The 10585-nt window shown below is 67.1% G+C and carries 8 protein-coding genes; 7 read left to right on the forward strand and 1 reads right to left on the reverse strand.

The window, feature by feature from the left end; all coding sequences use genetic code 11:
- Positions 1 to 36: 36 nt before the first annotated feature.
- On the forward strand, positions 37 to 402 hold the full coding sequence (locus tag L286_RS43690; protein ID WP_007684010.1) for a PilZ domain-containing protein: 366 nt from the start codon (positions 37 to 39) through the stop codon (positions 400 to 402).
- A 330-nt stretch (positions 403 to 732) separates the two neighbouring features.
- Here L286_RS43690 and L286_RS48125 read toward each other — a convergent pair whose 3' ends face one another.
- Positions 733 to 891, reverse strand: coding sequence for a YdcH family protein (locus L286_RS48125; RefSeq protein ID WP_007684009.1), 159 nt, complete (start codon positions 889 to 891; stop codon positions 733 to 735).
- A 191-nt stretch (positions 892 to 1082) separates the two neighbouring features.
- Here L286_RS48125 and L286_RS43695 point away from each other — a divergent pair, with 191 nt between their 5' ends.
- From L286_RS43695 to L286_RS43720, 6 genes are all read left to right on the forward strand, one after another.
- Complete coding sequence (locus L286_RS43695) at positions 1083 to 1262, forward strand: YdcH family protein (RefSeq protein ID WP_013039685.1); 180 nt, start codon at positions 1083 to 1085, stop codon at positions 1260 to 1262.
- A gap of 115 nt (positions 1263 to 1377) precedes the next feature.
- Positions 1378 to 1848 (forward strand): DUF1465 family protein, encoded by a 471-nt coding sequence (locus L286_RS43700; protein ID WP_020818927.1) that lies wholly within the window; start codon positions 1378 to 1380, stop codon positions 1846 to 1848.
- Between the two features lie 152 nt (positions 1849 to 2000).
- Complete coding sequence (locus L286_RS43705; RefSeq protein WP_020818926.1) at positions 2001 to 4058, forward strand: autotransporter assembly complex protein TamA; 2058 nt, start codon at positions 2001 to 2003, stop codon at positions 4056 to 4058.
- Complete coding sequence (locus L286_RS43710) at positions 4058 to 8227, forward strand: translocation/assembly module TamB domain-containing protein (protein ID WP_020818925.1); 4170 nt, start codon at positions 4058 to 4060, stop codon at positions 8225 to 8227. The genes L286_RS43705 and L286_RS43710 overlap by 1 nt, the downstream gene beginning before the upstream one ends.
- Before the next feature lie 2 nt (positions 8228 to 8229).
- On the forward strand, positions 8230 to 9624 hold the full coding sequence (locus tag L286_RS43715) for an L-serine ammonia-lyase (RefSeq protein ID WP_025160962.1): 1395 nt from the start codon (positions 8230 to 8232) through the stop codon (positions 9622 to 9624).
- A 171-nt stretch (positions 9625 to 9795) separates the two neighbouring features.
- Positions 9796 to 10449 (forward strand): outer membrane protein, encoded by a 654-nt coding sequence (locus tag L286_RS43720; protein ID WP_020818923.1) that lies wholly within the window; start codon positions 9796 to 9798, stop codon positions 10447 to 10449.
- Positions 10450 to 10585: the final 136 nt, after the last annotated feature.

Genomic DNA, 10585 nt, shown 5'->3' on the forward strand with positions numbered 1-10585 from the left:
CGCCGGGAATTCCAGTGATCTTGCAGGGCGTTGTCGATGGATAGCAATCAGGATGATGGTGGCCGCGGCCCGGCGCGTTCCGGCCCGCGCGACAGCCTTTTCCTGCTCACCAATCTGAGTTCGGCGGACGGCGCTCCGCTCGGCCGCGCGCGGGTCCGCAATCTTTCCGCGACCGGCCTGATGGCCGATTGCGAGCGCGCCATACCAACCGGCCTGCGCATCCGTTTCGACCTGCGCGGCATCGGGCAGGTCAACGGTTCCGTCATCTGGTCGCGCGAAGACCGCATCGGCATCGCCTTTGACGAGCAGATCGATCCGCAACTGGCCCGTCGGCCGGTCTCCAGGCCGGAAGGGCAACGCACGGTGCCCGATTATCTGCGCCAGCGACGGTTCATTCGCTGAGCGGTTTTATGTGACTTTGGCAAGAATTGGCCCGTGACTCCGGACCCTTCGACAAGCTCAGGACAGGCTTGATCCGGGGTTCCGCTGCCTTGGGCTGGGTGCTGTTTACGAGAAAAGCGGGACCCCGGGTCAAGCCCGGAGTGACGAAAGGAGGGTTGGCGGCCCCCCAACAAAAAAACCGTACCAAAGCAGTTCGGCCCGACCTTCGAAAAAAAAAGCCCCGCAGGCCGTCTGGCCCCGGAGCCTCCCAATCATCCGTCACCTTGGAAAAGGGCAGGATCGGCGGCAAGGGACCGCCGATCCATGCCTTTCGCACAGGCGTCACCGCTGTCAGTGTTGCGCCTCCATTTCCTCCTTCAGCCGCAGCTTCTGCTTCTTGAGCGATGCCACAAGGATCGCGTCGGGCATGGGACGACTCGTCTCCGCCTTGATTCGCGCCTCAAGCCCGGCATGCTTGGCTGAAAGAGCTGAAATGTGGCTGTTTTCCATGACATTCTCCTTACGAGGGCAATGGATGAACGAGTAGATCACGATTCGCCGGCCGAGTCTTCGGGCGATTCGCGCTTTGCGACGGGCCGCCTTGAAATTTGCGATGGTTCGTGCCGGCCTGCCGGGCTATCAAGGGGCGATGGGACGGCAATCGGTGCGAAAGTAGGTGTAGGGTGAGCCGCGAAGACATCATGCGTCGGCTGGAATTGCTGCGAATCGAGCATCGCGACCTGGACAGCGCCATTGGCGCCCTGGTCGACTCCGGTTCGGGCGACCAGATGCAGGTCGCGCGCCTCAAGAAGCGGAAATTGCGCCTGCGCGACGAAATGGCGCTGCTGGAGGACCAGCTCGTCCCCGACATCATCGCCTGAATGGCGGGGCGGATTATGGCCGATGCGATCCCGACTGATCCTCAATGAGACAATTCGGGGTTAACGGGGCCGCATCGGGACTGACAAGGCGTCCGCTCTATGGCACATATCCGCCATGAAACTCGCCGCTTCTCTTGACCAGGGCCTGCATCGCCGCCTGGTCGACGGTCTCTATGTCGAAGCCATGGTCATGGCGGACGAAGCGCGCGCCTATTTCGACCTTCGCGACGGGGGCGACGCGGATGTCGACGATCCGGTCCGTCGCGTCGCCTTCGCCTGCGAATCGCTCAAGGTGACGACCCGCCTCATGCACATCATCGCCTGGTTGCTCAGCCAGCGGGCCTGGCAGCGCGGGGAACTCAACGATGCGGAGATGCTGGAGGAGAAATATCGCCTCGGCCACGCCGCGACCACCGATCCCTCGGTGGTCGGCGGCTTCCCCTTCGCCGCCCGCGCCCTGATAGACGGCAGCCAGGATCTTTACGAACGCGTCGCCCGCCTTCAGGATCGCATGGCGCGCCCGCGTGCGCAGGCCGAACCCAATCCCGCCCGCGCCCTGATGGATCGCCTCAACGCCGCCTTCTGATGCGCTGTAATGGGCCAGTCGCGGCCTTTGAGCGCCAAGGCGATGTTCGTTTCCTGTCCTCGCCCGCGCTCCAGCCGGAATCGCCGCACAGCCTGTCCTGCCATGATCTTGGGGGCTGGCCATCTGCCCGATATCTGGTCTAGATCAGCGATATGAACATCGGTTTGCGGACCTGCCGCCGCATTTCAGGCCTGCCGCAAGCTGCTCTGCTCGTGCCGCTGCTTCTGCTCGCGCCCGCCGCTCATGCGCAAGCGGAGCCGCAGCCTGGCGCGCAGCCGGTTCCCGATCAGCCCGATCCCGACCTGGCCCCCATGCCGGACATCGGCGTCGACTGGCCCGACATGGGGCAGCCCGACATCGTCACGCCGATGGTCGAACTGCCGCCCCAGCCCTCCGATGCGCCGCAGCAGGCGGTCGCCCCCGAAGCCATGGAGGAACCGGCCGAGGAGACCCCCACCTATACCCAGACGGGCGCGGACACGGGTGAGGAACGCCGCTACACCGTCGCGCTGGATGGCGTGGAGGAGATTGCCGACGCCCGGTTCACAAGCCGCTTCAACGAATTGTCGGTGCTGCGCCAGGGGGAGGGGAAGCCTGCCAACCTTGCCCAGATCAACCGCCGGATCAAGGAGGACAGCGACCTGCTCGACCGCCTGCTGCGCGCCAAGGGCTATTATGCGGCGCGCATTCGCGGCGCTGCGGCGCCGCCGCCGGCGGGCAGCGACAGGCTGGCCGTCACCTTCCGGATCGTGCCGGGCGCTCGCTATCTGCTGTCGTCCGTCGAACTGAAGGGCCTGGAAAGCACCGGCGAGCGCGAGGCGAAATTGCGCGCCGCCTTTCCCCCCGGGCCAGGCGATCCGGTCGACGCCGACGCCATCCTGGCCGGGCAGCAATCCCTGGCCGTCGCGCTGCTCGAAAACGGATTTCCCTTCGGCAAGGTCGAGGAACCGGAAGTCCGCATCGATCATGAGGAGCGCAAGGGCGATCTGGACATCGTCGTCAATCCGGGCGCCTACCGCACCTTCGGCAGGATCGTCATGGCCAATGACGCGCTGTTCAGCGCCCGCCATGTCCAGCGCATCGCCCGCTTCCGCCCCGGCGACACCTATATGGCGTCGGATGTCGAGGATCTGCGGCAGGCGCTGGTGGCCACCGGACTCGTTTCTTCCTTGACCATGACGCCCAGGGACGCGGGGGACGGCGAGCATGTCGACCTGGCCATAGACGCCCGTCCCGCGCCGCTGCGCACCATCGCCGGGGAACTGGGTTACGGCACGGGGGAGGGTTATCGCGCGGAGGTGAGCTGGACGCACCGCAACTTCTTCCCGCCCGAAGGCGCGGTGACCCTGCGCGGCGTGATCGGCACGCAGGAGCAGACGGCATCCTTCACCTATCGCCGCAACAATTTCCGCCGCCGCGACAATGTGCTGACGGGCCTGCTTTCCGTCAGCAACATCAAGCGCGATGCCTATGACGCGCGCACCATCACCCTGTCGGGCGCGCTGGAGCGGCAGACCAACATATTGTTCCAGAAGAAATGGGTCTGGCGCATCGGCGGCGAACTGATCGCTTCGGACGAAGCGGATGCGTTCAGCAACGGCAACCGCCGCACCTTCCTGATCGGCGCCATCCCCTTGAGTCTCACCTATGACGGCAGCGACGACCTGCTGAATCCCAGCCGGGGTTTTCGCCTGGGCGGCCGCGTCAGTCCCGAACTGTCCTTCCAGAACAGCACCTTCGGCTATGCCCGCGTGCAGCTTGACGGCAGCGTCTACCGGCCGATGAACGACCGCATCGTGCTCGCCGCCCGCGCCCGTTTCGGCACGATCCTGGGGTCCACGGTGGACCGGATCGCGCCATCGCGGCGCTTCTATGCTGGCGGCGGCGCGTCGGTGCGCGGCTATGGCTATCAGGCGATCGGCCCTCGATACGGCCCCGGCGACGATCCGGTCGGCGGCAAGAGCTTGGCGGAATTCTCGCTGGAATCGCGCATCCGATTCGGCGATTTCGGCGTCGTGCCCTTTGTCGATGCCGGCAATATCTCGACCAGCTTCCTGCCGCGCTTCCGCGACCTGCGCATCGGCGCGGGGCTGGGGGTGCGCTATTACAGCAGCTTCGGCCCGATCCGCATCGATGTCGGCACGCCGCTCAATCCGCAGTCGGACGATCCCAAGGTCGCGGTCTATGTCTCGCTGGGGCAGGCCTTCTGATGGCCGTGGAGACGCCCGCGCCGCGCCGCCGCCGCGCCTGGGACGGCCGCTGGCAGCGCTGGGTAGCGGGCGTGATCGCGATGCTGCTGCTGATCGTCGCGGGCACGCTGGCCTGGCTCGACACCGCGCCCGGCCATCGCTTCCTCGTCGCCCGCATCGCGAAGATCAGTCCGCCTTCGGGCCTGCGCATCCATGTCGACCGGATCGACGGCAGCATCTATCGAAAGGCGGTCCTTCACGGCCTGACCCTGTCCGATCCCAAGGGCGCGTTCCTGGACGCGCCGCGGGTGGAACTGGACTGGTGGCCCTTCGCCTGGCTTTCCAACCGGCTCGACATCGACCGGCTCGTCATTCCGCGGGCGGCCCTGCACAAGCTGCCCAGGCTCAACCCTAGCGAGCGCGAGGGGCCGATCCTGCCCGGCTTCGACATCCGGTTGATGCAATTTTCGGTCGGCCGCCTCACCATCGACCGGCGCGTCACCGGGAAAATCCAGCAGGCGACGCTTTCCGGCGACGCCGATATTCGCGGCGGCCGCGCCATTATCGATCTGTCCGCCCGCGTGCTGAATGGGGAAGACGCGCTCAACATCGCGCTCGACAGCCGGCCCGACGACGACAGGTTCGACCTGGACGTCACGGTCAATGCGCCCAGGGGCGGCGTGCTGGCGATCATGGCCGGGCTCAGGCAGGACGCCAATCTGCGCATCCAGGGGCGGGGAAGCTGGACCCGCTGGGACGGGCGCCTCGCCGCCACGCTGGACAGCGAGCCGGCCGTTGACCTGAAGCTGGCGGCCCGCAGCGGCGCCTATGCCGCAACCGGCACCATCGAGGGGCGCGCCATGGCCGGGCAAGGCCTTGTCCAGCGCCTCTCCGCGCCGCGCCTGGCCATGCAGGCAAGCGGATCGATGGCCGACCGGGTGATCGACGGCAAGCTCTCGCTCCGTTCCGCCGCCATCGATCTCGACGCGGACGGCGCCATCGACCTGCGCAACAATGCGTTCGACAATCTGCTGGTCGATGTGAAGCTGGCGCGCCCGCAGGCTTTGCTCAAATCGATGGGCGGCCGGGACGTCGCGGCCAGAGTCCGGCTGGACGGCCCGCTCTCCGGTTTCGGCTATGAATATCTGCTCACCGCCAGGCAACTCGCCCTCGGCAAGACGGTGATCCACGATGTCCGCGCCGACGGCAAGGGGCGCCGGGCGAAAGGCGGCCCGGCGCTGATCCCCGTCCATCTGCGCGCCCGGCGCCTGGACGGCCAGGGTCCGCTGGTCGAGGGCATCATCCGCAATTTCGACCTGGACGGCGTGTTGCAGCTCAGGAACCAGCAGATCGTCAGCAATCCGATGACGGTGCGGTCCGACAAGCTGCGCGGCAGGCTGCTTTTCCTCGCGGACCTGAAATCCGGCCGCTACGACATCGGCCTGGACGGCCAGATCAGCGGCCTGGCCATTCGCGGCCTAGGCATCGTCGACCTGACGTCGAAGCTGCGCGCCGTGCCCGGCGCGCGGGGCGCCTTCACCCTGAGCGGCAATGCGATGGCGCGGATGCGGCGGCTGGACAATGGCTTCCTGCGTTCGCTGGGCGGCGGCCTGCCGGTGTTGCGCAGCGGCCTGTCCCTTGGGCCGGACGGGCAGCTTCGGTTCACTGACCTCCGCCTCCAGGCGCCGCTGCTGACGCTCTTGGCCAAGGGCTATCGTCGGCACGACGGCACGTTCCATTTCGAAGGCAACGGCCAGCACGGAAGCTACGGTCCGCTGCGCCTGACGCTGGACGGCAGAATCGACCGCCCTACCGTCGATGTCGTGCTGCAAAGTCCGTTGAAGGCGCTGGGGGTCACCGACCTGCACGCCCATCTGGTTCCCGATGCGGCAGGCTATGGCTTCACGGCGGAGGGGGGATCGACCCTCGGTCCCTTCACCGGAAACGGCGCGATCCTGCTGCCGCCGGGAGGCCAGGCCATCGTCCGCATCGCCCGCGTCACCGCATCGGGCGTCAGCGCCAGCGGCGACCTGCGCCCGGTGACCGGCGGCCTGGACGGCGTGCTGGACGTCGGCGGCCCGGTGACCGGCACCGTCGCCTTCGCCCCGATAAACGGCGTGCAGCAGTTGAAGCTCGCCCTCGCCGCCACCGACGCCAGTTTCGACGGCCCGACCAGCATCGCGGTGCGCCGGGGCAAGCTGGACGCGACGATCCTGCTCGACCCTTCCGGCACGACGATCGGCGCCACGGCGCAGGCGCGAGGCCTGCGTGTCGGCGCGATCCAGATCGGGCGCCTTGCCGCCACTGCCGATCTGGTCGACGGCAGCGGCAAGGTGACGGCCAGCCTTTCCGGCCAGCGCGGCCGCCTCTTCGACCTCAGCGGCGAAGCGCAGGTCACGCCCGGTCGCATCCAGCTTCAGGCCGGCGGCACTGTCGACAAGCGGCCGATCAAGCTCAATCGCCCCGCCATATTCACCCGCACGCAGGACGGCTGGCGGCTCGATCCCGCATCGGTCGGCTTTGCGGGCGGCTCGCTCCAGCTCGGCGGGGAACTCAGCGGCCAGACCACCAGCATGGAGGCGCGGCTGCAAAGGCTGCCGCTTTCGCTGCTGGACGTCGCCTATGACGATCTGGGCCTGGGCGGCACGGCGACCGGCTCGCTCAGCTATGTCCACACTCGCGGCGGCATGCCCACCGGCAGGGCGGACCTGCGCGTGCGCGGCCTGTCCCGATCCGGCCTGTCCCTAAGCTCCCGCCCGGTCGATGCGGGCGTGAACGCGGTCCTGACCCATGACCGGCTGGCCACCCGCATGATCTTCGTCGCGGACGGCCAGACCATCGGCCGCGCCCAGGCGTTGCTCACTCCTTTGGGCGTCGAAGGCAGCCTGGTGGATCGGCTCAACCGCGCGCCCCTGTTCGCGCAGCTTCGCTACAACGGCACCGCCGACACGCTCTGGCGCCTGACGGGCGTGGAGATCGTCGACATATCCGGCCCGGTCGGCGTCACCGCCGATGCGCGGGGCACGCTGGGCAACCCCGTCATCACCGGATCGCTGGCGACCGGCAATGCCGCGATCAACAGCCCCGTCACGGGCATGCGCCTGCACGGCGTCAGGGCGCGGGGCCGCTTTTCCGGCGCGCAACTGGTCATGACGGATTTCGCCGCCACCGCGCAAAATGGCGGCAGCGTCACCGGCACCGGCAGCTTCACCTTCATGGGGCTTGCGGGCGTCGGCATGGACCTGCGCCTCCAGGCGGAAAATGCCGCGCTCCTCGAACGGGACGACATCGCCGCCACCGTCACCGGCCCGATCACCATCGGGTCCACCGGCAAGGGCGGCACCATCGGCGGCGACCTGGTCCTCAACCGCAGCCGCTTCACCATGGGGCGCGCCGCCGCCGTGGCGCAGATCCCCGAACTGCGCGTCATAGAGATCAACCGTCGCGGCGACGAGATAGAGCGGCCCCGCACCAGCATTCCCTGGGATCTCACGATCAAGGCGCGCGCGCGCAACCGCCTGACCGTCACGGGCCTTGGCCTGGAGAGCGAATGGCGCGCCAATCTGGACATTGGCGGCACCGTCGCCAGCCCGGCCATCGCCGGCACCGCCGATCTTGTCCGCGGCACCTATGATTTTGCCGGCCGCCGCTTCGACCTCAAGGAAGGCAAGATCCAGTTCGACGGCCGCACCCCCGTCAACCCGACGCTCGACATCGATGCGGAGGCCAATGTGAGCGACCTCACCGCCACCATCCATGTCGGCGGCACCGGCCTCAAGCCTGCGATCAGCTTTACGAGCGTGCCCGCCTTGCCGCAGGACGAACTGCTGTCCCGCATCCTCTTCGGCACGTCGATCACCAACCTGTCCGCGCCCGAAGCGCTGCAACTCGCCTCGGCCGTGGGTTCGCTCCAGGGGCAGGGCGGCCTCGACCCGATCAACGCCGTGCGCAAGGCGGCGGGGCTGGACCGGCTGCGCATCATCGCTGCCGATCCGACGCAGGGGCAGGGCACCTCCATCGCGGCGGGCAAATATCTGACGCGCAAGACCTATGTGGAACTGATCACCGACGGGCAGGGCTATTCCGCGACCCGCATCGAATATCAGGTCACGCGCTGGCTCTCGCTGCTCGGCGCCATATCCACCCTTGGCCGCGAAAGCGCCAATGTCCGCGTCTCCAAGGATTATTGACCGTGCCCAGATCCCGCATCGACGCAGCCGCCGCGATCAGCGTCATGGACCTGTTCACCATCGGCATCGGGCCGTCCAGTTCGCACACGGTCGGGCCGATGCGCGCCGCGCTGATGTTCATGGATTCGCTGCCCGCCTTACCGGCCCGCGTGCAATGCGAACTCTACGGGTCGCTCGCCCTCACCGGAAAGGGGCACGCGACCGACACGGCCATATTGCTCGGCCTTTCCGGATACCGTCCCGAAAGCGTCGATCCCGACGCCATTGCCGACATCCTTGCCGCCATCCGGGGCGAGCGGCGCATACGCGCCGGCAGCGCGGCGGGCCGCTTCGTCCCCTTCGACGAAACCGCCGACCTCCTCTTCCGCACGGGAGAGTTTCTGGAGGCGCACAGCAACGGCATGCGCTTTTCCGCCTGGCTCGACGGGCAGGAGGAGCCGCTGGTCCGCGACTATTATTCGGTCGGCGGCGGCGCTGTCCTGCCGGGCGCGGAGGCGATCGCCGCCGACGCGCCGCTCGGCCATAATGTCGTCCAGCCCTATCCCTTCTCCTCCGGCGCGGAAATGCTGGCGCTGGGGGAGAGCACCGGCCTCAGCATCGCGACGCTGGTGCTGCGCAACGAAGGGGCCTGGCGCGCGCCTCAGGAAACCGAGGCTTTCCTGGACAGCGTGATCGACGCGATGAGCGCCTCCATCGATCGCGGCATCAAGGGGGAAGGGCTGCTGCCCGGCGGCCTCAAGGTCCGCCGCCGCGCCCGCGCCATCCATAACCGGCTGCTCCTGCAGCAAAATGCCCTCGGCCCGGCGCAGATCTTCGAATGGGTCAGCCTCTTCGCGCTCGCGGTGAATGAGGAAAATGCCGCCGGCGGCCGCGTCGTCACCGCGCCGACCAACGGGGCGGCGGGCGTCATCCCCGCCGTGCTGCATTATTATCGCCGCTTCGTCCCCAGCGCCGACCGGGATGGGGAGCGCCGCTTCCTGCTGACCGCCGCCGCCATGGGTTTCCTCTACAAGAAGCGCGCCTCCATCTCCGCCGCCGAAATGGGTTGCCAGGGGGAGGTGGGCGTCGCCTGTTCCATGGCAGCGGCTGGCCTCGCCGCGGTGCTGGGCGGCACCAACCAACAGGTGGAAAATGCCGCGGAGATCGGCATGGAGCATAATCTGGGCCTCACCTGCGACCCCATTGGGGGGCTGGTGCAGATCCCCTGCATAGAGCGCAACACCATGGGCGCAGTGAAGGCGATCAACGCGGCCTATCTCGCGCTGCAGGGCGACGGCCGCCATATCGTCAGCCTGGACGCGGTCATAGAAACGATGCGCCAGACCGGCGAGGACATGGCCAGCCGCTACAAGGAAACCAGCCTCGGCGGCCTGGCCGTCAATGTCGTCGAATGCTGATCGACTCGTCGCCCGCACGCCTCGCCAAGCCGATGAGCCGAGCCGCTTCTGTGGCATAAATGACACGAATTCAGCCGTTTATCTCCGGTTCATGCAACCTCGTGGGACTTCCGCGACTTCATCGTCTCCCCAGCTGAGAGGGGATGAGAAGATAAAGTGGAGTACCCGAATATGCACAAGATCCTGGCCGCAACCCTCCTGACCGGCGCAGCGGTCGCAAGCCCCGCTCTGGCGCAGGACGTCAATCCCACCTTCACCGGCCCTCGCGTCGAGGCGATTCTGGGCTATGACCATACGGGCGCCGGCAGCAGCGTCGACAATGACAATGACCGGGACGACCAGTCGATCGATGGCCTGCTCTATGGCGTGGGCGCTGGTTATGACGTGAACCTTGGCAGCGCGGTCGTCGGCGTCGAGGGCGAATTTACCGACTCCACCGCGAAAAGCGGTCGATCCGACCCCACCGACCAGTTCGGCTTCGGCCGCGTCAAGCAGGGCCGCGACCTCTATGTCGGCGCGCGGGCGGGCATCCTGGCCAGCCCGAACACGCTGGTCTATGTGAAGGGCGGCTACACCAACACGAAGCTGGATGTGCTGGCCGGCAACACGAATGTGGAAACCGACACCAATTTCAAGCTGGACGGCTGGCGCATCGGCGCGGGCGTGGAGCGGGCCATCAACGCCAACACCTTCGCCAAGCTCGAATATCGCTATTCCAAATATGAGGATGCGCATATCGATTTCGCCGACGGCACCACGACCGACGAATTCGGCATCGACACCGACCGGCACCAGATCGTCGCAAGCCTGGGCTGGCGCTTCTGATGGACGTTGGGATAGGGGAAAGGCGGTGTCTTATCCCCTCTCCCAACTCCGCCTACGGAAGGCGGACAATGCGGGATGGTGGGAAATGGCCATCATAAAACATTCCCCTCCCGCAGACGGGAGGGGCTAGGGGTGG

Origin of the sequence: Sphingobium sp. HDIP04 (assembly GCF_000445085.1) — a bacterium.
GTDB lineage: Bacteria > Pseudomonadota > Alphaproteobacteria > Sphingomonadales > Sphingomonadaceae > Sphingobium > Sphingobium indicum.